Source organism: Flavobacterium psychrophilum, assembly GCA_001708385.1.
GTDB lineage: Bacteria > Bacteroidota > Bacteroidia > Flavobacteriales > Flavobacteriaceae > Flavobacterium > Flavobacterium psychrophilum_A.
This window is the reverse complement of record CP012388.1, coordinates 3,298,822-3,325,345: the sequence shown is the minus strand read 5'-3', so window position 1 is coordinate 3,325,345 and position 26,524 is coordinate 3,298,822. Positions and strand designations below refer to the sequence as shown.

At 39.1% G+C, this 26,524-nt stretch carries 21 protein-coding genes and 3 pseudogenes; 10 read left to right on the top strand and 14 right to left on the bottom strand.

Annotated elements, in window-relative coordinates; all coding sequences use genetic code 11:
• Positions 1-104 precede the first annotated feature (104 nt).
• Positions 105-1,196, top strand: coding sequence for a protein kinase (locus ALW18_14665; GenBank protein AOE53647.1), 1,092 nt, complete (start codon positions 105-107; stop codon positions 1,194-1,196).
• Here ALW18_14665 and ALW18_14660 read toward each other — a convergent pair.
• The 3 genes from ALW18_14660 to ALW18_14650 form a co-directional block, all read right to left on the bottom strand.
• The gene (locus ALW18_14660) at positions 1,183-1,614 is read right to left on the bottom strand and encodes a hypothetical protein (GenBank protein AOE53646.1); all 432 of its coding nucleotides are present in this window, start codon (positions 1,612-1,614) and stop codon (positions 1,183-1,185) included. The genes ALW18_14665 and ALW18_14660 overlap by 14 nt on opposite strands.
• A gap of 4 nt (positions 1,615-1,618) precedes the next feature.
• Positions 1,619-1,849, bottom strand: a complete 231-nt coding sequence (locus tag ALW18_14655) for a hypothetical protein (GenBank protein ID AOE53645.1) — start codon at positions 1,847-1,849, stop codon at positions 1,619-1,621.
• A 136-nt stretch (positions 1,850-1,985) separates the two neighbouring features.
• Positions 1,986-3,386, bottom strand: a complete 1,401-nt coding sequence (locus tag ALW18_14650) for a multidrug transporter (GenBank protein ID AOE53644.1) — start codon at positions 3,384-3,386, stop codon at positions 1,986-1,988.
• Positions 3,387-3,622: 236 nt separating this feature from the next.
• Here ALW18_14650 and ALW18_14645 point away from each other — a divergent pair, with 236 nt between their 5' ends.
• The 3 genes from ALW18_14645 (at position 3,623) to ALW18_14635 (ending at position 5,204) form a co-directional block, all read left to right on the top strand.
• Positions 3,623-4,108, top strand: a complete 486-nt coding sequence (locus tag ALW18_14645; protein ID AOE54434.1) for a hypothetical protein — start codon at positions 3,623-3,625, stop codon at positions 4,106-4,108.
• Positions 4,109-4,207: 99 nt separating this feature from the next.
• Complete coding sequence (locus ALW18_14640) at positions 4,208-4,537, top strand: hypothetical protein (protein AOE53643.1); 330 nt, start codon at positions 4,208-4,210, stop codon at positions 4,535-4,537.
• A 46-nt stretch (positions 4,538-4,583) separates the two neighbouring features.
• Entirely contained in the window at positions 4,584-5,204 is a 621-nt protein-coding gene (locus ALW18_14635; protein AOE53642.1) for a hypothetical protein, read from the top strand.
• Between the two features lie 2 nt (positions 5,205-5,206).
• Here ALW18_14635 and ALW18_14630 read toward each other — a convergent pair whose 3' ends face one another.
• Positions 5,207-6,088 carry a phosphate:nucleotide phosphotransferase gene (locus tag ALW18_14630; protein AOE54433.1) on the bottom strand — a complete coding sequence of 294 codons (882 nt, stop codon included), beginning with the start codon at positions 6,086-6,088 and terminating at the stop codon, positions 5,207-5,209.
• A 71-nt stretch (positions 6,089-6,159) separates the two neighbouring features.
• On the opposite strand from ALW18_14630, the gene ALW18_14625 reads away from it, so the two are divergent.
• The 4 genes from ALW18_14625 to ALW18_14610 all read left to right on the top strand — a co-directional run bounded on the left by ALW18_14625 (position 6,160) and on the right by ALW18_14610 (position 10,876).
• Entirely contained in the window at positions 6,160-7,005 is an 846-nt protein-coding gene (locus ALW18_14625; protein AOE53641.1) for a hypothetical protein, read from the top strand.
• A gap of 171 nt (positions 7,006-7,176) precedes the next feature.
• A complete protein-coding gene (locus ALW18_14620; protein AOE53640.1) occupies positions 7,177-7,695 on the top strand; it encodes an RNA polymerase subunit sigma-24 in 519 nt (172 codons plus the stop codon).
• A 544-nt stretch (positions 7,696-8,239) separates the two neighbouring features.
• Positions 8,240-10,474, top strand: a complete 2,235-nt coding sequence (locus ALW18_14615) for a hypothetical protein (GenBank protein AOE54432.1) — start codon at positions 8,240-8,242, stop codon at positions 10,472-10,474.
• A gap of 54 nt (positions 10,475-10,528) precedes the next feature.
• Entirely contained in the window at positions 10,529-10,876 is a 348-nt protein-coding gene (locus ALW18_14610) for a hypothetical protein (GenBank protein ID AOE53639.1), read from the top strand.
• A gap of 356 nt (positions 10,877-11,232) precedes the next feature.
• Here the strand turns inward: ALW18_14610 and ALW18_14605 are convergent.
• Positions 11,233-11,460: pseudogene (locus ALW18_14605) on the bottom strand (hypothetical protein).
• Positions 11,461-15,926: 4,466 nt separating this feature from the next.
• Between ALW18_14605 and ALW18_14600 the strand changes: the two are divergent.
• Positions 15,927-16,778: pseudogene (locus ALW18_14600) on the top strand (hypothetical protein).
• A 27-nt stretch (positions 16,779-16,805) separates the two neighbouring features.
• Here the strand turns inward: ALW18_14600 and ALW18_14595 are convergent.
• Positions 16,806-17,588: pseudogene (locus ALW18_14595) on the bottom strand (hypothetical protein).
• Between the two features lie 139 nt (positions 17,589-17,727).
• Positions 17,728-19,383, bottom strand: a complete 1,656-nt coding sequence (locus ALW18_14590) for a glycosyl transferase family 2 (GenBank protein ID AOE53638.1) — start codon at positions 19,381-19,383, stop codon at positions 17,728-17,730.
• A gap of 618 nt (positions 19,384-20,001) precedes the next feature.
• On the opposite strand from ALW18_14590, the gene ALW18_14585 reads away from it, so the two are divergent.
• Positions 20,002-20,187, top strand: a complete 186-nt coding sequence (locus ALW18_14585) for a hypothetical protein (GenBank protein AOE53637.1) — start codon at positions 20,002-20,004, stop codon at positions 20,185-20,187.
• Here ALW18_14585 and ALW18_14580 read toward each other — a convergent pair whose 3' ends face one another.
• The 7 genes from ALW18_14580 to ALW18_14550 form a co-directional block, all read right to left on the bottom strand.
• Complete coding sequence (locus ALW18_14580) at positions 20,188-21,012, bottom strand: hydrolase (GenBank protein ID AOE53636.1); 825 nt, start codon at positions 21,010-21,012, stop codon at positions 20,188-20,190.
• 51 nt (positions 21,013-21,063) lie between these two features.
• Positions 21,064-21,513 carry a hypothetical protein gene (locus ALW18_14575; protein AOE53635.1) on the bottom strand — a complete coding sequence of 150 codons (450 nt, stop codon included), beginning with the start codon at positions 21,511-21,513 and terminating at the stop codon, positions 21,064-21,066.
• Positions 21,514-21,520: 7 nt separating this feature from the next.
• Positions 21,521-21,745, bottom strand: coding sequence for a hypothetical protein (locus ALW18_14570; GenBank protein ID AOE53634.1), 225 nt, complete (start codon positions 21,743-21,745; stop codon positions 21,521-21,523).
• 11 nt (positions 21,746-21,756) lie between these two features.
• Positions 21,757-22,458, bottom strand: coding sequence for an RNA helicase (locus ALW18_14565; GenBank protein ID AOE53633.1), 702 nt, complete (start codon positions 22,456-22,458; stop codon positions 21,757-21,759).
• A gap of 145 nt (positions 22,459-22,603) precedes the next feature.
• The gene (locus ALW18_14560; GenBank protein ID AOE53632.1) at positions 22,604-23,767 is read right to left on the bottom strand and encodes a Fis family transcriptional regulator; all 1,164 of its coding nucleotides are present in this window, start codon (positions 23,765-23,767) and stop codon (positions 22,604-22,606) included.
• 126 nt (positions 23,768-23,893) lie between these two features.
• The gene (locus ALW18_14555) at positions 23,894-25,183 is read right to left on the bottom strand and encodes an ABC transporter permease (protein ID AOE53631.1); all 1,290 of its coding nucleotides are present in this window, start codon (positions 25,181-25,183) and stop codon (positions 23,894-23,896) included.
• A complete protein-coding gene (locus ALW18_14550; protein AOE53630.1) occupies positions 25,183-26,109 on the bottom strand; it encodes an ABC transporter ATP-binding protein in 927 nt (308 codons plus the stop codon). Before ALW18_14550 ends, ALW18_14555 begins: the two co-directional genes overlap by 1 nt.
• Between the last annotated feature and the right edge of the window lie 415 nt (positions 26,110-26,524).

The window sequence follows — 26,524 nt, the reverse complement described above, 5'->3', positions numbered from 1 at the left end:
TCAAGGCCCTTATAGATTGTTTTCTGTAAGGGTTTTTTAATTCGTGTAATTAGTGACTGTAAAATAACGGAAAAACCTTAATTTTACTTCTCTAATCAAGTACCGTGGATAAGCCAAAAGCCCAAAAAACAGCACTGCATGAAGTAGACGGTATAAGCCGTCCTGAGAGCGTTAGCAGGGCATCTATAGAACATGTAACCCGTCTCAGGAAAAAGCAGCCTTCTGCGCAAGAACTGGTAGATGGCATACTGGCGGGTGATAAAACAGCACTTAGTCGCGCTATTACCCTTGTAGAAAGCACCAACCCGAAGCATCTTGAAAAAGCGAACAACGTTATTACGCAGTGCCTTCCGCATGCGGATAAGTCAGTTCGTATTGGCATTACGGGTGTACCGGGTGTGGGTAAAAGTACATTTATAGAAGCTTTTGGCAAACACCTTACAGCTTTAGGACGAAAGGTTGCCGTACTTGCCGTTGACCCCAGTAGTTCGTTATCGCACGGAAGCATACTGGGCGACAAAACCCGTATGGGAGAATTGGTTAAAGATGAGAATGCTTACATACGCCCTTCTGCCTCCGGAGACACTTTAGGGGGTGTAGCACGCAAAACACGTGAGGCTATCATTTTATGTGAGGCCTGTGGTTTTGATACCATTATTATAGAAACCGTTGGTGTTGGCCAAAGTGAAACCGCAGTACACAGTATGGTAGATTTCTTTTTGCTCTTAAAGATTTCGGGAGCGGGTGACGAGCTTCAGGGTATAAAACGTGGCATCATGGAAATGGCCGACCTTATCGTTATTAATAAAGCCGATGGCGACAATATTAAAAGGGCTAAATTAGCGAAGACAGAATTTAACCGTGCCCTGCATTTATTTCCGGCTAAAAGCTCGGGATGGCAGCCAAAAGTAACTACCTGTAGCGCGGTGACGCATGATGGCATTGCCGAAGTCTGTGATACCATTAATGATTATTTTGACCTTACCAAACCCAACGGATTTTTTGGCATTCGCCGAAGCGAGCAAAATAGCTATTGGCTTACCGAAACAATTAACGAACAACTGAAAAGTAATTTTTATTCCCGCGAAGATATTGCTGCCCTACTGGAACAAAATAAAAAAGCGGTGCAAAATAACGAAATATCGCCTTTTGCAGCCGCCACTATTTTATTGGAAAAGTATTTTAAACAGTCTTAAACTTTTTAATTATTGTATATAATTGTCTAAGCATTTCGCTGATATGACTCTGATCAAACCTTAGTTCGAAATCTAGTTGAGAATTAAATCTACCTCCAAAAACCTGTATATTAGTTGTAAATTGTCCAATAGAATCTCCCTGTATACTAAATTGTAGATCGTATTCAAAATTTGAAAATTTAAGAGAGGCAGAAAAGTCATTGTTCAATTTTTCCAAATCATCATACAGTCCGATAAAATCCTCAAGTGTAAACTTTACACCTGCATTACAATTAAAGGGAAACGCATTAACAATGACATTAACATCGATTATAGTAATACCCCAATCTTTTTCAGTATAACCCAATTTTACAGGTACTACACGTAAATAGCCTCCTGCATCTTTTATCTCAAAATATATTTCCTCTTCCAAAGACATACTGCTATTGCGCTTCGTAACGCTCCATTTCCCTGTCGTAGAAATTGTTGGCAGCCTCAATAAGGCCCTCCATCTCTGTGTTCAGTTCGTTTTCGTCAAGATCTTCCGGTTCTTCCATAAATTCTACCTCATCATCTTTAAGGTTGATGATAAAACGAGGATAATCTAAATGAATAATAAAGATATCGTCCGGATAATCAGTATTATCTCCAAGTACAAATTTTGGTAATTCCATCATATATAGTCTTAAGTTTTAAAGTCGTAAATTTTAAATTCTGCGTCATTTCGACCGGAATGCAATGGAGTGGAGAAATCTCGGGGATTCTTCGATCCCGCTGCGCTGCACTCAGAATGACAACAATTCCAGGTATTTATTCTGCCAACTGTGACTGATCGCTGTCAGCTGAAATTATCATCTTGTTCGTTAAATAATTAAAGCGAAGATACAAAAATAATGCAGCCACAGTAAGCCCGGCAAGTAATCCTATCCAGATTCCGGTAGCTTTTAAGTCGGTATAAATACCAAGATAAAAAGATATAGGAAAACCAACTACCCAATATGCAACAAAGGTAATAATTGTTGGCATTTTTACATCCTGAAGTCCGCGAAGCGCGCCCAATACAACCACCTGAATACCGTCGCTAATCTGGAATACAGCAGCAACAATAAGCAATGTAGATGCAATATTAATAACTTCGGAATTATCTGTCAGCTGCGATACATTCTCCATATTCAGGAAAAAATGCGGCAGGTACTTATGTAATGCAATAAACATCAGCGCAAAGCCAATTTCTATTATAATTGCCAGTAAAAATATAGAGCGCGCCACAATTTGCAGGTTCTTATAATCTTTTAGTCCCTTTTGGTTACCAACCCTTACCATTGCAGCAACACTAAGCCCCATAGCAAACATGAAAGTCATCGATGCAAGGCTCAAAGCAATTTGATTTGCCGCTTGGTTGGTTTTACCTAATGAACCCGAAAGCCATACAGCAGCTGTAAACAACGCCACTTCAAAAAGCATTTGCATAGATGAAGGAAGTCCGAGTGAAGTGATCTTCTTCAGCATCGGCTTTTTTATTTCGCTAAAACTAAAATTCTGAAAGTACTGGGTTACTTTATTATTACGTGAAAGCGATATATGCATATACACCACCAGGAATAAACGCGAAATAACTGTACCTAATGCTGCACCTATAATTCCCATTTTTGGAAATATCCATATACCATATATCAGCATATAATTGATAAATACGTGAATAATGTTTGACACTATAACAGCATACATAGCATATTTGGTTAACGACATACCATCGGCAAACTGCTTGTAACCCTGAAATATTACCATTGGCAACAACGAAAATGCCACCCAGTCGATATACGGTGCTGCAAGTTCAATTACTTCTTTTGGCTGATGCATTAAATGCATTAGCGGTTTTGCAAGAGCTACCACCCCGAAGAGACATATACCTAAAATAGTACATAGTAATAAGCCGTGATGAAAAGCAGAGCGCACGGTTGCCGTATCTTTTGCAGCATCACCTTGAGCAACTATTGGTGTAATAGCCGTTGAAAATCCTATACCCGCAGACATAGCAATAAAGACAAGGCTATTTCCCAAAGAAACAGCAGCAAGCTCTGTTGAACCAAGCCTTCCTACCATAATATTATCTACCAGGCTAATAAGAGTATGTCCCAACATTCCTACTATTACAGGATATGCCAGGCGGATATTTGCACCAAATTCTTTTGTATAAACCGATAAAGTCACTTCTTAATTTTTTTGCAAAGATACTCCGAAGCTTTTGTTTTAAAATTTACATATGTAAAAATCTATAAGTCAAGTATTTAAGATAATTAAATCTTAATTTTGTGAATTATTTATATTTAATTAACTATTTGTTGTGCTTTTTAACAAGAACTGCGTGTTAATTTTGTTTCACTAACAATTCAAAAGAGAAGACGATGAAAATTGCAACTAAATTAAAAGGACTTTTACTGGCAGCAATGGTGACATTTGGCGGCGCAGCATTTGCTCAAGATGGAACGACCTCATTAGAAACAGCGGTGGAAAATTACGAGCAAGGATTCCGACTTGGTTTTGGTGTTAACGTTGGGCCTACAACAGGCGATTATTTTAACCTGGCTCTTGGTGGCGATGTAAGGTTGCAATACGATTTTACTCAGCGTACATCTGTTACGCTAACAACAGGGTATACTCACCTTTTTGGTGAAGACAATGTGCCGGATCTTGGATTCATCCCTGTAAAAGCAGGTTTTAAAGCTTTTGTCTGGGAGAACCGTTTTTATGTACTTGGTGAAGTAGGTGCGGGTTTTGCTGTAACTAACGATTATGACGAAACTACATTCCTTTGGTCTCCGGGTATTGGTTATGCTAACAAATATTTTGACGTGAGCGTTCGTTACGAAGGTATGAATGATTTTCACGCAGACCAGATTGCACTACGTCTTGCTTACGGCTTTAGACTATAACGATCTTATATATAACCTGAGTTCAAAAACTAACCTTTGTAAAAACCTGCGGATATTAACTGCAGGTTTTTTACTTTTATAATACCCAACACATTAACCATGAAATTATTTATTATTGACTGGTCTAAAGAACAAACAACACCGCTTATAGATTACTGCAAAAAGAAGGCAAGCGTTGTTGGAACTGAACTTGCAGATGGCGCCGAAGCTTTCCGCAAAACCGGAACACTTAAGCCCGATGCCATTGTGGTAAATTATGCAACCAAACCTTCGCATGGGCGAATGACTGCCGACAGTATTAGAAAGCGAAAACTTACTGCACAAATACCTATTTATTTTATAGACGGTGCCGAAGATGAAAACGAAAAAGTAGAAAATATCGGCATTTGCCTTAGCCAAGAAGAGCTTCAGGATTTACTCGAGGAATAGATTTCAGCGAAAGCGAAAATTATATATCTTTCGTGAAAATTTTACGGTGAAACCATCCAAAGCAGAAAGAAGACAACGGCAAAAAGTATTTAAAAGAAAAAAGAGTTTTAAAGAGAATCTCAACTACTATATTTTTATAGGCTTTTTTATTGCTTTTGTAGCTTTTTTCAAATTTAAACCATTTACTATAGGATATGATGTAAAACAACTAGTATTAGTTCATATACTTCCAGTAATTGTCGGTATTGCTTTGTGTTTTGTTTACCGGAAAAAATTATTCAATATTGATAATTTCACGCAATTGAACAGTAAACGTAAGAAAGCAGGTGCCGTAGTTATACTGTTTGTTGCTGTTGCTATTGGTTCGTATATAACACTGGGACTAATAACAAATGTTACCTGGGAATGCGCTAATTATTACACCGCTAAAAACGAAATTCCACAAACCGTTATACTTCCGGTAGATGAATTTCATAAGAGCTCAGGCAAAAAATCCAAACCTAGTATCAAATTTCATTTCCAAGGTAAAAAAGAAAGGATAAGGGTAAGCAGGAATTACATACAACACCTTCTCGCGGAATCGTCCACTAAAAAACACATAAGGCTCAGATTACGCAAAGGATTGTGGAATAATTATCTTGTAGATGACTGGGATATTGTCAGATAAAACTACTTCTCATTTTGCAGCTTATCCTTATATAGTGAAATATTCTCTAAAACTTCTTCATCTACAGCCGGCTCTTTAATATCCTCATATTTTTTAAGGGTATCAAAAATGGTTTTTGCTATCAGGTAGCGTGCGGTTTCTTTATTATCAGCCGGAATTACATACCAGGGTGCATGTTTTTTTGATGTTGCATTTATAGCCTCTTCATAATACTTTTGGTAATCATCCCAATATTGCCTTTCGTCCAGGTCAGACGGAGCAAATTTCCAGTTGTGTTTTTCTTTGTTCAGCCTTCTAAGTAATCGCTGCTTTTGTTCTTCTTTACTTAGGTGAAGGAAAAATTTAAACACTATGGTTCCGTTTTGGGTAATGTGCTTTTCGAAGTTATTGATCTGCTCATAGCGTTCCTCCCATATTTTCTCCGGAATTTCTTCTACAGTGCTTATGCCCGGCAGGTTTTCATTCAGGATAAATTCAGGATGCACACGCGTAATAAGCACATTCTCGTAATGCGAACGGTTAAACACGGCAAACTTGCCTTTTTCGGGCAACGCAATATAATGCCTCCAAAGATAATCGTGTTCCAGTTCGGCTGCCGATGGTGTTTTAAAACTGTATACATTTACACCCCTTGCATTAAAACGCCTGAAGACTTCGCGTATAAGGCTGTCCTTTCCAGACGTATCCATTCCCTGAAGGCAAACCAATACACTGTAACGGTTGTTGGCATACATTTTGTCCTGTAGCTTACCAAGTTTTTTGCTTTCTTCTTTAAGAGCCTTGTGTACTTTTTTTTCAGAAGTCTCAGTATCTATAAGGGATGGCGCTTTGATTATATCAAAATTGCCGGTTACTTTAAAATCTTCGGTGTCTATTGCTTTCATCGAGAATTGATTTATCTTTATATAAATATAAGCATTAAACATTAGGGCTTTTTTTACAAAAACATAATATTATGCAAAAGTTTCAATTGGAACTCCTTTTCCGCATCATAGGCATAGGCTCGGCTTCCGGACTGTTATTTAATGGTACATCATTATACCTGGTTTCAGATAATGCACACATGCTGTATAATTACAGCCTTACTGATAAAAAACTCGAGAAGATCAATGTTGAACCGCAGGGTTATACAGGTCCGCTTGAAAATGTACCCAAAAAAGAAAAAGCCGACTTTGAAGCCATTACCGCAATGGGTGATGAGATCTATCTTTTCGGTTCGGGCTCTACCGATAAGCGAAACACGATTCTGCATATCGACGCGCAGTCCAAAAAAGTATATCCGCCTATAGATGCAACCGACCTTTACCTTGCTATGCAGGATTTCGGCGGCATAACTCCTGAAAACTTCAACATAGAAGCTGCCGTAAATGATGGCAATACCTGGTATTTATTTAACCGTGGTAATGGCCCGCAGGGTAAAAATGCTGTTTTTACATTAGACGGCGACATTAACGAAACTTCATTTCAGTTTGTATATAACGACGTGCAGCTACCCAAAATAAACGGCGCACCTGCAAGCTTTACCGATGCCACACTGGTAGATGGCAAACTTTATTTTTTGGCTGCTGCCGAAAAAACAACCTCAACCTATAAAGATGGCGAAGTGGCGGGAACTCTTGTCGGCCGAATGGATACCGAATCTATGGAAGTTGAATTTACAAAGATAATTTCGACTAAGAATAAATTTGAAGGCATTACTCTTTACAAAAAGAATGACAAATCGCTGGAGTTCCTGCTGTGTGAGGACACCGACAGCGATGCAAAAGCATCTGACATTTATAAGCTTACACTTGATAAATAGTCATCAGTTGCAATCACAGTTTGCAGTAGTTCCGCGAAACTACTGCAAACTGCGACTAAATACTGCAAACTTTTTTTCACTCCCCTCCCAACCTTTTCAGAAGTTTTCTAATCTATATACACAAAGAGACGAATTGTGATAGACGAAAAACTCATAACAGCATGCAGGAAAATGCACCGGGACTCCCAGAGACAGGTGTATGAGCTTATGGCTCCTAAACTTTACCATACTTGCAAGAGGTACCTGAAAAGCGAGGAAGAGATAGAAGAGGCAGTGGCCGATGCCTTCTACACTATCTTTACTAAACTTGACCAACTTAAAGAAATTAAGGCGTTTGAGGCCTGGGCACGCAAAATTGCAGTGAACCAATGCCTGATGAGCCTTAAAAAGAATGTAAACTTCAATATCTATATTGAAGACATGAGCCGTGGCACAGAACCATCCGAAGCCCAATCGGCCGGGCTTGAGGAAGAGGACCTGCTAAAGCTGCTTACCTATCTGCCCGAAGGCTGCAGGACAGTATTTAACCTGTTCGCCATAGAAGGCTACTCACACAAAGAAATTGCTACCATGCTGAATATTTCTGAGGGAACATCCAAATCACAATTAAACGTCTCCCGCAGCAAGCTGAAAGAACTAGTAAACAATGTTTATTACCAAAACGAGAACAGTCATGGAAAATCAAGATAAAATATTTAAAGACGCAGCCGGTAAAGCCGAAGACAAGGGCTTTGCACGCATGGACGCGGTGTGGAACCGCGTTGAAGAAAAGCTGGATAACAAAAAACAACGCACTATTGCCGCCTGGTGGAAATATACCGGAATGGCAGCTGTATTTCTGTTATTCATGAGTATTGGTTTCTTTATGCTTACCAATGAAAAGAACACCCCGATAGTTACACCTGATTCTATTCCCGAAAATAATGTTACTGTTGTTGATACACAGAAAGTAAAGGAGACTTTTGATCGGACAAAAGCTACAGAAAAGGAAGAGGTTGTTACGAATGAAACAATAAAATCGTTACGTCAAAGGAGTAAAACCATCACTTCTGCGGCAACTGCTCCCGCAAGAAGTCAGGCTACTGAAGAACTACCTATGGTTGAATCGTATGCCTTAGCACCAAGTAGTGAAGAGACAGTAGCTGTAACTCCGGTTGCCGATCCTTACGGTGAGATGGATAAAGAAAAAACAACAGTAGAAACTACAGCATATGTTGAAACTGCAAAACCTGCAATTACAGATAAAAAGCAGTTTACAGGGGTAATTACAGATAACCAGGGAATGCCACTTCCAGGAGCAAAGGTTATAATTGAGGGCACTACTAAAATAGCGACAACCGACTTTGATGGTAATTACATAATCGATGCTAAAGAAGGCGAAAGACTTATAGCTACTTATGTAGGCATGCAGTCTGAAAAAGTAACGTTGGGTAAACGCAAAGACAAAGTAGATTTTAAGCTTAAAGATGACATTACAACACTTGATGAAGTTGTTGTTATGGGATACGGAACTACTTCAAGAAAAGAAAGAAGAAGGGCAAAAAAGCAAGAAATAGCGTCGACTAGTAACACCAACACTCTCGGATATCTTAGTACACCTTCTCGTACATATAGAGATGGAGACACAAATAGTGTGGGAAAAACAATTAAAGGCAGGCCAAACGCCAATTTTATAAAAACGCTAAACGGACAAGTGCCCGGATTAGAAGTTACAACAGGCGCGGGTCAGCCGGGTGCTAATAGTACCGTAGTTATGAGGTGTTTTGGCTCTATAAATGGTAACCCGGAACCTCTCTATGTTGTTGATGGTGTACCTTTAGGTAAAGAATCATTCAGTATAATAAATCCCGATTACATAGAATCTGTAAGTGTTCTTAAGGATGCCGGAGTTATATCAATATATGGCAATAGAGGTATTAATGGGGTTATAATTATAAAGATAAAAAAAGAGTTTTCTAAAAAGGTTAAGAAAGACCTTAAACGATTCCATAAAGAACAGAGAAAGCTTTTAAAAGAACATCCCGAACAATTTCAACCTGTAGCCCCTGAACCTCTAGAGGTAAACCAGGAAGAATATGAATCGTTTGTAGAGAACCCGTTTGAAAATCCTGCTACTGCCCCACTTTCTACTTTTTCTATAGATGTAGATAATGCATCTTACACCAACATTAGACGTTTTCTTAACAACGGACAGCCGGTACCTAAAGACGCGGTTCGTGTGGAAGAGATAATCAACTTTTTTAAGTACCAATATCCGCAGCCTACAGGTAATGAGCCGTTTTCGATAAACACGGAATACAGCAACGCACCGTGGAATCCGCAACACAAACTTTTGAAGATAGGGCTTCAGGGAAAAATAATTCCTGATGATAAACTTCCTGCTTCCAACTTTGTTTTTCTTATTGATGTTTCGGGATCAATGAACGAAGAAAACAAGCTGCCTTTGCTTAGGGAATCTATTAAGCTTTTGATTAAACAAATGCGCGATAAAGACAGGATTTCTATTGTGGTTTACGCAGGTTCGGCAGGATTGGTACTGCCTTCTACCGGGGGAGATGAAAAAGATAAAATATATGCCGCACTGGACAAACTAAGCGCAGGCGGAAGCACTGCCGGCGGCGAAGGTATAGAACTAGCCTACAAAACGGCTCAGGAAAACTTTATAAAAGGTGGGAACAACCGTGTTATACTGGCGACCGATGGCGACTTTAATGTAGGTGCATCTTCTGACAAAGACATGCAGCAGCTTATTAAAGAGAAACGCAAAAGCGGAGTTTTCCTTACCTGCCTTGGCTACGGAATGGGAAACTATAAAGATTCTAAAATTGAAGTGCTTGCCGACAAAGGCAACGGTAACTATGCCTATATAGATAACATGCAGGAAGCAAACCGTTACCTCAACAAGGAATTTAAAGGTTCTATGTATGCTATCGCCAAAGATGTTAAGATTCAGATTGAGTTTAACCCGAAACATGTACAATCGTACCGATTAATCGGTTATGAGAACCGTAAACTTCGTGATGAAGACTTTACTAACGATGCGATTGATGCCGGAGAGCTTGGCAGCGGGCATACTGTAACGGCACTTTATGAAATTATACCGATCGGTATAAAAAGTGGTTACTTTACCCCTGCTACCAACCTGAAATACAGTCAGCCTACAGGCACGGCTAATCAATACAACGACGAGTTGGCAACAATTAAGTTCCGGTCTAAAAAACCTAATGAAGATAAAAGTACTGAGATCGTAAAAGTGATTCCAAACGATCCGTTACCGCTTCAAAACACATCGGGCGATTTTAAATTCTCGGCTGCGGTCGCGTGGTTTGGACTGAAATTAAGGGATTCACAACTCGTTCCCAACAAAAAAACTGACGAGATAAAAGCACTTGCAAAACAAGGCTTGCAATATGATCCGGAAGGTTACAGAGCAGAATTTGTACGACTGACAGATATGGTTAAACAGTAATTGTCTAGCCACGAACCATACTAATCATCAAATTACATTATTATGAGAATATTAATGCTTCTTTTATTTATCGTTTCTACATCTGGATATGCGCAAACTACAAAGCAAACACCTGAACAAAAGTTTCAGCGTGATCTGGAGAATGATAAAATTCAATTGTACTTTATTGGTGGTATCGCGTCCAGAGTTACTGACAAGGATGCTGAATTTGTTGCCAACTATAACATAGCGTACCATGACTTTGGTTGTACTCCCCCTCCATCGCTTAGTGACTACTCAGAGTACAATGTACACGTACTAAATCACCTCGCTGAAAAGTTTGGCAATGACTGGGAGAAAGATATACGTAAAGATATATTGGGTTGGGAAAAGTGGAAGGAAAAACAAACCCGGAAACTATAAAAGAAAAAGGCAGAAGTAGTATACTTCTGCCTTTTTTGGATAAATATGGATATGTGAAAAAGAAATTACTTTTTAATAAGTTTCTGTGTAGTTACAGCACCATCTTCAAATGTTGCCTGTACCAGGTAAACTCCATCTTCTTTACCTGAAAGATCAATAGTAGTTCCTTTACCTTCATACACTTTTTGTCCTATCAAATTAAAGATAACTATCTGCTGTACTGTTTCAGAAGAGCTAATTGTTACTTCACCATGAGACGGGTTAGGGTACATTGCAAATTTCGAAGTTTCAAAATCGTCAGTGCCTAATGTCTGCCCGCTGATTAGTATTTCAATATCGTCAAATAGTGTGGCATCATCCTGAGATGTAGCCCTTATCGTAACTGTACCGTTAGCGATAGCTGTTACAAGACCGTTTGCATTAACAGTAGCAAATTCGCTTCCGCTGACAATACTCCAAGTGACATCTGCATTTGTAGTATCTGCCGGAACTATCGTAGCTTCAAGCTGAAGTGTACCTTCCGCAGTTGTAATAACTGCCGCTGCATCATCTTTAACCGAAACTGTAAGTGCAGTTACCGCAACATACTGGTTAGAGATTACAACATCAATTTCATCGAACAATGTAGTTGTATCTACAGATGTAGCCCTAACTGTAACTGTACCGTTAGCGATAGCTGTTACAAGGCCGTTCGCATCAACGGTAGCAAATTCGCTTCCGCTGATAATAGTCCAAGTAACATCTGTTTCTGTAGCATCATTTGGCGTGATCGCAGCTTCAAGCTGAAGCGTGCCCTCATTAGTTGTAATAGTTGCCGCTGCATTATCTTTAACCGAAACTGCAATTGCTGTAACCGCAATATGCTGGTTAGAGATTACAATGTCAATTTCATTGAACAATGTAGTTGTATCTACAGATGTAGCCCTAACTGTAACTGTACCGTTAGCGATAGCTGTTACTAGTCCGTTTGCATCAACAGTAGCAAATTCACTTCCGCTGACAATAGACCATGTTACATCTGCATTTGTAGCATCGTTTGGTGTGATTGCAGCTTCAAGCTGAAGTGTACCTTCCGCAGTTGTAATAACTGCCGCTGCATCATCTTTAACCGAAACTGCAATTGCAGTTACCGCAACATACTGGTTAGAGATTACAATGTCAATTTCATCATATAGCGTATCATTATCCTGAGAGGTAGCCCTTACCGTAACTGTTCCGTTGGCTGAAGCTGTTACTAGTCCGTTTGCGTCAACAGTAGCAAATTCGCTTCCGCTAACAATTGTCCAGGTTACTTCTTTATCTAACGCATCAACAGGTGCAATTACAGTTACAAGCTGAAGTGTGCCCTCATTTGTTGTTATAGTTGCTGCTGCTGCATCTTTAACTGAAACAGTAATACCTGTTACAGCAACATACTGGTTTGAAATTTCGATCTCAATATCATCAAAAACCTCATCATTTTCTACGGATGTAGCTTTTACTGTTACAGTACCGTTAGCCGTAGCCGTTACAAGTCCTGTTGAAGATACAGTTGCAAAGGCAGCACCTTCGGTAATTGTCCAGGTTACATTGCTGTTGTCTGCATTTACCGGAAGTATAGTAGCTACAAGCTGTAATGTACCATCGGTAGTTGTAATAGCCGCCGGAACATTATCCCATGTTGAAACCGTAAGACTCTCTACAAGTATTATCTGGTTAGAGATAGTAACTTCAATATCATCATATACTGAAGTATCAGAAGCTAATCTTGCCCTAACTGTAATAGTTCCGTTGTTTAATGCTGTAACAAGGCCGTCAGCACTTACGCTGCCGTAAACGTTTCCTGCTATAACAGACCATAGTACCGGTGCAGGTGTAGGCGTAACGTCTGCTACTAACTGAAGTGTGCCATCATTAGTTGTAATTGCAGCAGGTGCATCGTTCTGTGTCACTATTGTAATTTCAGGCACAATTCCCTGATCAAGAATAGTAATGGTATAATCTTCTATTTCTCCGAATGAGTTATAGCCACATGCTCCTGAGCCTACCCAACCGCCAACTGCTTTAAAACGCATTCTTGTTTGACCAAGGGAAGCATTAGCAGGTACAGTAGCTGTAAACTGTACGTAATTATCTGTTTCCTGATCTTGTGATACAAATACTCTCTCACTATCCTGGAATATAAAATCATGGTTCCAGTCTATCCATGCAGAAAGAAACGGTGCATATGCCGCCTCGGAAGTAAACTCAAAATTAAATGTTACTGTTGTGTTTCTTGTCGCTCCTAAAACAGTAGATGTGTAATCGCTATACCCGCTAAGGTCATTACTACTTAAACAACCCGAACTAGTATTACTAATATTAGGAAAACCTCCTGTTGTGTAAAAATTACTAATAGACGCCGGTGAACATCCGTTAATAAAATAAACCTCGCAGTAACCTGCAACCTGGCCCGAAATTGTAAGTTCTAGCTCGCCATAAACAGACGGATCTGAAATTAAGGTTGCCCTTACCATTACCGTACCGTTGCTTACTGCTGTAACTTTTCCGTACTGATCTACATTAGCATTACCCGTACCCGAAACTATAGACCAGGTTATAATATTTTCACCAACATAGTCATCGCCCATGTATGCATCAAAGTCTATTTCTGCCGAGTTCTCTGTAATAACAGCCGGGCCATTATTTGAAGTTACAACCGATATAGCACTTTCAGGTGGAGTTGATGTAGCTTCGCCCGTAGCAAGCGATAAAATTGCAAGCCTTATCTGGTCACCATATTCAGCAGACGCATCTCCTGCAAATGTGAAACTAACGCCTGTTATCGTTTTAGTCTGGTTTGCTGTTTCGAGCGTAATAACGCTTTCGTATAGCCTTGGGTTTTCTGCATCGCCTTCAAGATTATTATTTGCCATGTTTACACGGCCAATACCTTTAATAGCAAAGCCTGAACCTGAATACCAGTCATTAGCAGTTAATGTCGATGCCTGAGAAGTTCCGTCGCTAAAGTTTACTGTAGCTGAATATGTAAGGTTAGATGAACCACCGCCTGCTGCCGTGTACAAGATATATACTTTTGCTTTGTTCTGTGCCTGGAATGATAATGTACCGGAGTTTACCGTATTGATAGATCCCGTTACATAAGAAGGTGTAAGATAGAGCGCGTTTGGCCCAGTATAGTTTGCCAGCTGATAAACAACACCCGCAGTATTTGCACTGCTTATTACTCCGTTTGCAGGTAATCCTCGCGTTGGCGCTGCGCTGTTTGCGGTAGCTTTAAAGTCTAAAGACACCAAAGCCCTTGTGTTTACTTCGTCAAGGCCAAGTTCTGATGAGTCGGAAGCGTTGCCGACACCATTAGCAATAATATCACGGTTAAAACCTGTAATCAAATCGCCAGTTATAACCTGGTTTGATATTGTGATTGTTATCGTTCCGGTCTTAGTTGCATCCTGTACAGAAGTAGCGGTTACAGTAACAGTACCGTTTGCTGTGGCAGTTACAAGTCCGTTCTCGTTTATTGTAGCAAATTCCGATCCCTGAGTGATTGTCCATGTTACACCCTGTCCTGCTGCTGCCGGAAGAATGGACGCAACCAGTTGAAGCGTGCCTGCATTTTGTGTAATTTGTGCTGCTGCATTATTTTGGGTAGTTACAGTAACACTCTGTACAGGTGTCACTGTCGGGTTTTCTACAAACCTTCTTACCATGGTTTTTCCCGTAGAAGAATCTGCATATGCTATTACAGGATTACCGGCATTATCAAAAAGAATTACGTTTCCTTTTGCTTCACCTGCCGAAACAGGGTTTGAACCTACAGCTTCCCATGATGAACCATCAAACTTCATCACCTGGTTGCCATTATTAGGACTGTTTTCATAATTTGAAAATATTACATACGGAACACCCGAAGCATTAGCTGCAATATTTACATAATGCACGCGGTAATCTGTAAAATTCTCAGCACCTACCTGTGACCATACAAGGCCATTGTATTTTTTTACGTTTAATTTATTACCAGCTGAAGTAACTGATGTATACGCTATGAAAATATTGTTATTGGCATCTATAGCCATTGCTGCACGAAACTGCTCGCTTGATGTAGCCGGTGCGATACCTTCTAACCCACCAACATGCGACCACGATTGTGTTTCTGGTGCATTTACATCATTCTTAATTACATATATATTACCGTTACTTACATAACTAACATATATCGTATTATCTGTTCCGGTTACCATATCAAGATAGAAAGGCGTACCGCCTGCAAATCCTGCCGAACCAATTTGTTCCCATACACCGTTTACATAACGTTTTACGGTACCGCTGCCTGTGTTGTTTGCAGCTACAAGAACGCCGCTTGCTGTTACAACACTCGCCTGAAAGTTAACGGTACTGCTTGTTACAGCCGGTAATGAAGTCCATGCTGTGCCATCAAATTTTCTAACTTCCATGCCGCTTCCCTGGCTTGTGTGGTATATATTACCTAAAGCATCGGCAGATAGTGAATTGTAAGTAGCATATTGCGCTGTTATGCTGGCACTTCCACCCGCATAAGACCATGAAGTACCATTGTACTTCTGAACAGATCCTTTTGTTGCCACAACATCGTAATAAGAAATATAAATATTTCCTGCTACGTCTTTAGCTATACTCTGATAGCTTGAACCTCCGGCAGAGACGCCGCCCTGATCGCCCAAATATTCCCATTGCTGGGCACTGGCACTCAAAAAAAACATAAAAACAAAACAGGTCATAATCAGCTGATTCAGTTGATCTTTCCCCCGTTTTAACTGGTAATAAGTGTTCATTAATTCTGGTTAATTTAAAATTAAATAATAATTATTTGTATTTAGTCTAAATAATACTAATATTTGCGCAAATATCCTCAATAAAAAAGAGCCCGTTTTATTCGCAAAGGATTATAAATTATTAATAAAGGATTATTTAAGCCATCATGACAGACAGTTTAAATATTGAAGAAAACTTCTTAATAGACCTCTTCAACAGTGAAAACACGGGTATATACGAGACCGATAGAGACTTCCATACGGCAAAAGGGCACGTTGCTTTTAAAAAAATTACATTTAAAAACATTCATGTTTGCTACGGCGATGTACGCCTGAATAAAGATTATTTTATTGGTATAGAATTTCCTGTACCTGTAATCGAAATGCATTTCCTGGTTTTAGGGAATTCATGCCTTACAACAAAAAATGGCTCTCAGTACCATTTATCGGGAAATCAGCACAACCTTATATTCTGCCCCGATAAAGAATACCTTGTAAGTTCTCCCGACGAAAAAGAAACAACTTTTTCAATGCACATTATTTTTCCGGAAAGCTATTTTCTGAGCCTCGTGAATGATGCTTACCCGGTAATGAACGATTTCAAAAAAGCAATGCTGGCAAGAAATTTTAGTATGTTAGCGAAAGACAATATGTCTATCATTCCGGAAATGAACAGTATAATACAAGAGATTATTGGCTGTAAAAGAAAAGGCATACTTAAAAGCCTGTTTGTGGAATCTAAAATCATAAAGTTATTGATGCTTCAGTTGGAACAATTTGAGCAGATGGAGTACCACGCCAACAGTTGGTTAAAACGACATGATATAGAAAAAATTCATCGCGTAAAATCTATCATGGATGAAAACCTTGCGCATCCGTTCTCACTTATAGAGTTGGCACGAATGGCAGGCATAAATGATTTTAAACTAAAAAAAGGATTTAAAGAGATATACGGCACTACGGTTTTTGGCTACCTGAAAGATATACGCATGCTCGATGCCAAAAAACTGCTTTTGGAAAACGATAAATCTATTTCTGATATCGCTATGCTGTGTGGTTACAAATTTGTTCAGAATTTCACAAAAGCCTTTAAAAAAGAATTTGGCATTACGCCCGATAAATTCAGGTATTAAAAAAACTCCCAAAGGGAGTTCGTTATTTTATCTGCCATGATAGTTCATATCGGGCAAAGGTTCGTTATTTTTAAGGTATCTGTTAAACCAGTTAATAACCTGGAGGTTTACTTCGTCCCTGTGCTCTGTTATACCATGATCGCTTCCTTCGAACATTAGCAGGCGGTACGGTATCCGTAATTTTTCAAACTCAAGTGCCATGTTCAGGCTTTGTTCGGGCTTAACCCTCCAGTCCGATGTTCCATGCATTATGAGTATTGGTACATTTTTAGGTAATTTATTTACCCATTGTATTGCCGAGCGTTTATCCAGTGCATCTTTTTTATTCAAGGCATACTCCGGTATAAGCTCCTGAAAAACCGTTGCCATCTCAGGCCTATCGGTTGCGTTTAGATCTGTTAGCGCGCCTCCAACCGCAGCAGCTTTAATTTTAGTGGTTTTGGTAAGTGCAAGATAAGTCATCATTCCTCCCCTGCTCCAACCGTACATACCAATACGGCTCGTATCGGCTTGTTTTACCCCGGCAAGAACATCTATAAGGTTAACAATGTCATTTACATCGTCACCACCAAATTGCTCCTTACCCTCGCTTCCGCCATTACCGCGATACTGACTCGCAATAACTACAAATCCTTCTTTTGCAATACTTCCAAGCTGGACATAAACCTGTCTTATATCCCACGCTCCAAAATTGCGGTTACCTCCCCGATTCACAATTACAGCAGGATATGGCCCACTGCCTTTTGGAGTAACCATATAACCGTTTACTTTAAGCCCATCGCTTAAATACGTAATAGCATATACATTTATACTATCCTTATATACTATGCGATTTATAAACGGATAGTCATTCTGTTGCGTAAACAGCTCCTTTTTTAAAAGGAGCTGTTTACCATCCTGCGCAAAAACAACACATCCATAAAACAGGACGAATAATAAATATAGTGTTTTACGCATGATACAGGAATTTATTATTTTTCTCTATTTCCCTAAGATTCTCCATCTTTTTAAGTTCAAGGAAACCTTTTATATCTTCAAAATGCTCTTTAACGCGTTTGTTTCCAAACTCAAACACTTTTGTTACAAGTCCGTTAAGGAAATCCCTGTCGTGAGATACCAATACCACAGTACCATCAAACGCCTTAAGGGCATCTTTAATAATATCTTTGGTTTTCATATCAAGGTGGTTGGTAGGCTCATCCAGAATAAGCAGGTTAACCGGCTCAAGCAATAGCTTTATCATGGCAAGACGTGTTTTCTCTCCACCTGAAAGTACTTTTACTTTCTTAGTAGTATCATCACCGCTAAACATAAATGCACCAAGTAGGTTTTTTATCTGTGTACGAATTTCTCCAACAGCAATTTGGTCAATGGTTTCAAAAACAGTCAGGTTCTCGTCAAGCATCGCCGCCTGGTTCTGAGCAAAATACCCAACCTGAATGTTATGCCCAAGCTCCAGTTTACCCTCAAAATCAATCTCTCCCATAATAGCTTTTATCATGGTCGATTTACCTTCACCATTCTTACCTACAAAGGCAAGTTTTTGTCCGCGTTCTATAACCATAGAAGCATCTTTAAATACCACATGGTCACCGTAGGCTTTAGAAAGTTCTGTAACCACTAAAGGATACTGCCCTGAGCGTGGCGCTGCCGGAAACTTAAGCCTAAGTGCCGATGTATCTACTTCGTCAACCTCGACAAGTTCCAGTTTTTCAAGCATTTTTACGCGCGACTGTACCTGAAGTGTTTTAGAATATGTTCCTTTAAAACGCTCAATAAATTCTGTGTTTTCAGCAATCATCTTCTGCTGCTCATCATACGCTTTTTGCTGGTGGGCACGACGGTCTTTACGAAGCTCAAGATAGTGTGAGTATTTTGCTTTGTAATCGTATATCCTTCCCATAGTAACCTCTATGGTACGTGTTGTAATATTATCTACAAACGCCCTGTCGTGCGATATCACCATTACAGCTTTGGCACTGTTTATAAGGAAATCTTCAAGCCACTGTATACTTTCAATATCCATGTGGTTGGTAGGCTCATCCAAAAGGATAAGATCCGGTTTTTGCAACAGAATTTTAGCCAGCTCGATACGCATCCTCCAGCCTCCGCTGAATTCTGACGTTGGGCGGTTAAAATCGTCACGCGAAAAACCCATACCTACAAGTACCTTTTCTACCTCTGCTTCATAATTTACTTCTTCAATAGAATAGAATTTCTCGCTAAGCTCAGATACTTTTTCGATGATCTTATAGTATTCATCCGATTCGTAATCGGTACGCACTGTAAGCTCCTCATTAAGGGCATCAATTTCGGCCTTCATCTTAAAGATGCTTTCAAAGGCCTTAGATGTTTCTTCAATTACAGTTGCGTTATCTTCGGTAAGTAAGTGCTGTGGCAGGTAAGCAATAACAGTACCTTTGGGTGCCGAAATATTTCCTGTTGATGGTTTACTTACTCCTGCTATAATTTTAAGCAATGTACTTTTTCCCGCACCATTTTTACCCATTAAGGCTATTTTGTCGGTTTCGTTTATAGAGAATGAAACATCACTAAAAAGTGTGGTACCGCCAAACTGTACCGAAAGCGCATCTATTGTAATCATGAATATTTTTTTGAAGCCGCAAAGATAGGATAATTAGGCAATTGCACAACGCCGCTTTGTTTGCGGAACATAAAAAGATTGGTTATCTTTGGGTTAACAATCTATAGCTGATTTTTTATGAAACCGTGGGTTAAAACAGGGATGTCCTCTGGACTTATTAGTGGCTACTTAAACAGGAATAACAAAAGAATACCGAAAAAACAATAGGATGAAAAACTGGGTGAAATTTGGATTGTTCTGGGGACTATTCATGGTAGTAGCGATTAATGTGTTATTCCCTTTATTTGATGGTGAGGCCGTTCAGCCTATGAAGCTTTTGGTAAGCATACCGGTGTGGCTGGTATTCGGACTCATATTTGGCTATGTATCGCGTAAAAAAGAACCTAAGAAACAATAATAAAAAGGTGAAATAATTATGAAACCAATACAACCGTGGGTAAAGCAGTCTATTATCTGGTCAGTCTGGATGTCATTATGCATGTCAGTGCTGTTTCCTCTTTTCAGCCATGAAGAAATTTCGCTTCAACGATCGCTTACCGCGTTACTGGTTTTTACGCCATTTGGATTTCTTTTCGGTTACTTTTTTGTTAGAAAAAGAACAAATAAAAAACTACAATAATGAAAAAATGGGTTAGATCAGGTTTAGTGTGGGGCGGTATTCTTTACATCATTACAATGATTATTTTCCCGCTTTTCGATCACGAAAAATTTACTGTTTCAAAAATACTTTTAGGCATTCCGTTGTGGATTGTCGTTGGATTGATAATTGGCTACCTTTTTAAAAAGAAGAAGGCTAAAGCTTAATTAGTATTGCAACATCCTATCGGCAAACTTTTTAAATTCCGTTTTAAAAAGCTCATTATCGGTAATTGTATTATGGCCTTCACCGGGAAGTGTAACAAGCACGTCATTCTTTTTGAATACCGACCTTAATTTTTCTGAATTGCTATAAGGCAAAATAGTGTCTGCAGTACCATGAAAAATACAAACCGGAGCCTTTACTTTCTGTAAAAATTTATACGTTTCAAAATCATATTTCTGTAAAAAGTCGGGCATCAAAGGCATAGTGCTGTTTATAGTTTCTTTTAAACTGTAATATGGAGCCTGCAACACAAGTGCTTTCGGATTATTTTCAGATGCCAGCATAGCAGCCAGCCCTGTACCTATAGAGTAGCCCGTAATTATTATTTTGCCTTCAGGATATATCGACAGTAAATGGCTATAAGCTTTTTTCAGGTCATCGAACAATTGAGCTTCACTACTTATCTTTCCATTACTCTTACCATATCCCCTGTAATCTAAAATAAAGATATCATACCCCATCTGGTTGTAAGTAGCTCCTATATCTCCCCATCCTTTTACAGATCCGCCGTTACCATGCAGGTAAAATATAAGCCCTTTACTTTCATGAGTTCTAAACAAAACGCCATGTAGATTTACATCCTTCTCTACAGAGATGTACATCTCTTTTAAATCGCCCTGAAAACTGAATTTATAATCCTTGGCCAATATCTCAGGCTGAAAAATAAGGCTCTCCTGATTAAAATATAGATATGTTATAGCCACTATATAAATCACAGCCAGAAAAGAGCCAAGTGTCAGGACTATAAATTTTAAACTTTTGATCATTACTATACAGGGATTTTAGCCGGCAATATAAAAAGAAAAAGCTACTGAAAATCAATAGCTTTTAATATTGCCACCTTCGGGCAGTGATTTTTTAAAATTTTGGATAGCATTAAAACTTTCTAAGCCGAAAATATTTGTAAGGTTTATAAAGTCCAATTTGCCTGCCAGATGATACTGTATTAATTGCCCCCTGAGATCACGCATCTGGTAGCGATAGTCTAGTTGAAAATAATAGATCGTCTTTTTCCCATCTTTACCATGTAACTCAACAATATTGCTCACGCCATCAGATACATTATTATCAACAGAGTTTATGATCTTTCCTTTATAGTCATCAAAACTTGGAAAAGTTATAGCGTTAAGGGCATCTATACTAAACACGGTATCATTTATAAGGATGCGATTATCTAAAAATGTAATCTCACCATCTAAATGATATTCTTCCTTTTTCTTAAAGAATGAGAATCGGGTATTTTTAGTATAGATTTTAAATGGGTTCATTCAGCAACTAGTTCCCCATTTTAAAGTCTTCGATAACCTTAGCTACCTTTTCTTTTTCTTTATCCCTGTCCTCTATAAATACTTCTACAGCCTGGCCTAAACCTCCAAACCCCGACATTGTAGACGATTGTATGTTATTTTTAACGATAACGCCTACGCCAATTTTTTCTAATCGTGTCTGCAAAGCCTGCGCTAATATCTCGCTGCCTGAAAATATTTTAACTAATGCCATAATGGTTTGTCTTATTTATTGTTTTCTTCTTCCTCTGTGTCGTCGTCGCCAAAATCAAGTCCTTCCAACTCTTCGTCGTATTCCTCATCTTCCTCTTCGTGATCGTCAAACTCAAAGAAAACAGGCTCTATCATTATTTTATCGGCAAGTATCTCTACACGGTCGGTAATAACATCGGTAAAGAATAAACGCTGTGTTTTATTGATGCTGTTAGATATCCTAACGATCTTGGTTTCCATTCTTACTTTAAGCTGGTCTTCAATATCGTCAACAATAAACATCTTAAGCTGGTTTACGTCAAACCCAGCCGAAGAGAACATATCACTTAGCCTTGGTGTAGAGCCGATAAGTACATCTATACCTAAAGATATCTGATTTTTGTCGTAGTCTATATCGCCCTGTTCGTAAACACCGTATACACGAAGGTTACCGTAGCTGTCGTATTTCTTAAACATTTCTACCATTTCAAGTACCTTAGCTTTGTCTTTTACAAAGATCAGGGCACGTGGTGATTCCTCAAAAGGTTTCTCAAGACGCTGAATTACGTTAATTACAATAGTGGTAGACTTACCCAAATCAGAATCAGCAAGAAATACACAGTCAGCACCACTTTTAATGGTACCCCATGTTTCTTTTTGCAAATCGGTAGGTTTAGTTAATCCCGCATCTTCAAGTGCCTGGGACAGCTTTTCGTTTATTTTCTTTAAAAACATTCTTTAATTACGAATTATCAATTACGAATTACAAACTGAATATCGCTTTCAATTTGCAGACTACAAAGTAACGAAAAAGAAAAAGAAAAAACCTCAGAGATTATCTGAGGTTTCTTATTGCATCTCTGTGATACAATTACATATATTATTTACTGGCAAAAAGCCTAACATCACTTTCGCTAATCTCGCTACCACCTAATATAATAAGACGCTCAACCACATTACGTAGCTCACGTATATTGCCTGTCCAATCGTATTCCTGCAATAGTTTTATGGCATCTGCCGAAAACTTCTTCGGTGCCGATCCCTGCTCTAAAGCAATTTTCTCAGCAAAATGATTAATCAGCGTTGGTATATCATCCCTCCTGTCATTAAGGGCCGGAACTTTTACAAGTATCACAGCCAGGCGGTGGTATAAATCTTCACGGAAACGGCCTTCGGAAATTTCCTTTTTAAGGTCTTTATTGGTAGCGGCAATTACACGCACGTCTACCTTAATGTCTTTTTCTGCCCCTACCCTCTGAATCATATTTTCCTGAAGCGCACGCAATACCTTCGCCTGTGCGGGAAGGCTCATATCGCCAATTTCATCAAGGAAAATAGTTCCTTTATCGGCAGCTTCAAACTTACCGGCACGGTCTTTTACAGCACTGGTAAAAGCACCTTTAACGTGACCGAAAAGTTCGCTCTCTATAAGTTCAGACGGTATAGCCGCACAGTTCACCTCTATAAAAGGCGCTGCTGCACGCTCGCTCTTTTCATGAAGCCAATGCGCTACAAGCTCCTTACCAGTTCCGTTGGGGCCGGTAATAAGTACACGCGCATCTGTAGGTGCTACTTTTTCTATAATTTCTTTAATGTGATTGATAGGCTCACTTGCCCCTACCATTTCGTAGTTCTTGCTTACTTTCTTTTTAAGCATCTTGTTTTCTACAACAAGCACTTTACGGTCAAGCGCATTACGAACGGTATTTAATAAACGGTTTAAATCCGGCGGTTTAGAGATATAGTCAAAAGCGCCAAGGCGCATCGTGTTAATAGCGGTTTCAATATCACCATGTCCCGATATCATTACAAACGGAATTTCGGGCTTTATCTTTTTTACCGCTTCAAGCACCTCAACACCATCCATTTTTGGCATTTTTATATCGCACAACACAAGGTCATAATCGTCATTCTTTATCTTTTCAAGCCCCTGTAGCCCGTCTTCAGCCTCTTCCACTTTGTAGGTGTCGCTTTCTTCAGAAAGTATTTTTCCCAATACCCTGCGAATAGCGGCTTCGTCTTCTATAATTAATATCTTGGACATATCTCTTTAGATTGTTTTATGGATTATTGCTAATAACATCAGCATCTATAAATATATTTCATTATAGCCTAAACTGCCAACTGATTAACAAATAACTAACTGATTACTGCGACTGTAAACTGTTTACTAGTATTTAAGCCACTTGAATATTTCCTTATAAGTTGGTTTCTTACCATACATAAGGATACCGATACGATATATTTTTGCCGCAAACCAAACCACCCCAAAGAAGGTAGTAAACAATATGGCCATTGATAGTATAACCTGCCATAGCGGCACTCCGAATGGCATACGCATCATCATTACTATTGGCGATGTAAGTGGTATCATAGAGAATACAGTTGCAACAGTTCCATGCGGATCGTTGATTACCGTAAAGAAACCTACGTATACTCCCAGCATAAGCGGAAGGATGATCGGCAGAAGAAATTGTTGCGAATCGGTCTCGCTATCTACAGCCGCACCAATAGATGCGTATATTGAGCTATATAAAAAGAACCCTCCTATAAAAAACAAAAGGAAAGATATAAGCATTGTTGCCCACGGAAGTGATAGTATTTCCGGAATATAACTCGCCAGTTCCGATGATTTTTGAGTTGCCTCAACTACCTGAGCTCCTGCGCCACCACCCAGTTTAATTCCTAAAAAGCTGGTAGCAACAAACATAAGTATTGTTCCCAATACGGCCCAGATAAGAAACTGCAATATACCTGCTAATGAAGTACCTACAATTTTACCCATCATTAGTTTAAACGGCTTAACTGACGATATAATGATCTCGATAATACGGTTTGTTTTTTCCTCAATAACGCTTCGCATTACCATGTTGCCATATATAATAATGAACATCATAATAAGGTAACCGAATGCAAAACCAATACCTATTTTAATCTCGTTCAACCATTTAAGGCTTTCTTCTCCCGAAAATTTACTCAGGCGGATATCGGTTTTCGTCCTTGCAGCATCAATCTTTTTATAGTCGATACCATCCTGTTCCAGATTGTATTTAAAAAGCTTGTCGTTTACTACGTCTTCCATTTCTCCGATAAAATCCATAGACGGACTCTCGTTAGAAATATATTCTACTTTATTTACCAATTCTTTTGGCGTAGCTACATTGGGTACATAAATAAGCCCTTCATAACTCGCAGCCGCTTTTTCTTTAGCTGTTGCCAGTGGAAGCTGGGAAAGGTTAACGTACTCAACTTTTTTAGAATCTTTAAAGTCAGTTTCAAGTAGACTACCCTGGTCATGAATTGCTATTTTTACAATTTCGTCATCGTTAACGTTGGCTAGATAGCCTACCAAAGCTGCCATAGCCGTAAATAGTATCGGACTTAAAAATGTCATTACTATAAACGACTTATTACGCACTTTCGAGTTAAACTCCCGTTTTATAATTAAAGATAGGCTCATTATTTTTTGCTTACGGTTTGAATAAATATATCGTTAACACTTGGAATCTTTTCTACAAAGTAGGTTACATCGCCTTTTTGCACAAGCTCACTTAGCAACTGGCGTGAGCTTACACCTTCCGGTAGTGTCACTAAAAGCTTAAGTTCATCGTCAAGTGTTTTAAAGTTGGCCGGAGCCACCTGATATTTCTGGCTTAACTCTCCTGTAAACTGATGGTTGTTATTGGTAACAACCCCCACTTCAAACGTATTGGTACGATATCTTTTCTTCACATCGTTTAGCTCGCCTTCAATAAGTTTGTTCGATTGATGGATAAGCGCAATATGATCGCACATTTCTTCAACACTTTCCATTCTGTGGGTAGAAAAAATAATAGTTGCGCCTTTATCGCGAAGCCCTAATATCTCGTCTTTTATAAGATTGGCATTAACAGGGTCAAATCCACTGAAGGGTTCATCAAAAATAAGCAGCTTTGGCTGGTGCAGCACCGTAACCACAAACTGTATCTTTTGCGCCATACCTTTAGACAGCTCCTGTATTTTTTTATTCCACCAGCCCTGAATTTCCAGTTTTTCAAACCAGTATTCCAGTTGTGCTTTGGCTTCTTTTTTAGATAGGCCTTTAAGCTGGGCAAGGTATAAAGCCTGCTCGCCAACTTTCATGGTTTTATACAAACCTCTTTCTTCCGGCATATAGCCTATGTGGCCAATATGGCTTGGGTTAAGTTTTTCCCCGTCAAGGAAAACCTCGCCACTATCGGGCATCGTAATTTGATTGATGATTCGGATAAGGGATGTTTTTCCCGCCCCGTTAGGACCTAAAAGTCCGTATATGCTGCCTCTTGGCACCTGCAGTGAAACATTGTTAAGAGCGGTGTAATCGCCGTATTGCTTAACTACGTTTTTTACTTCAAGAATTGGTTCCATTAAAACTTTATTGAGAATGTAAAAGTAAATAATATATACCTAATGAAGCTGAAAAATATAACTAAGATAACTGGGAAACCATATAAATTGCCAGCTGGACAAGTAATTGTACAGTTCCGTAAAGTAAACCATAAAATAATAGTATCCTAAAGACATATCCTGGAAAAGAGATTCTTCGCCTGGTAGCCTGAAAGTATACATAGGCGGGGAAAATTAAACAAACTATCCCAACAGCATTATTTACTATATCTAAATAATAATTCTGCGGAATTGTTAAAAGCATTCCAAGTAAAATAAATATAAACATTCCAAGAAGCGTGAACCCCGCAATGATTAAATGCTCAAAAAAATTAAATTTTAATTTTCTAAACAGCAGTGTACTTGCAAAAGCCATCATTGGCAGCAAGAGCAGATA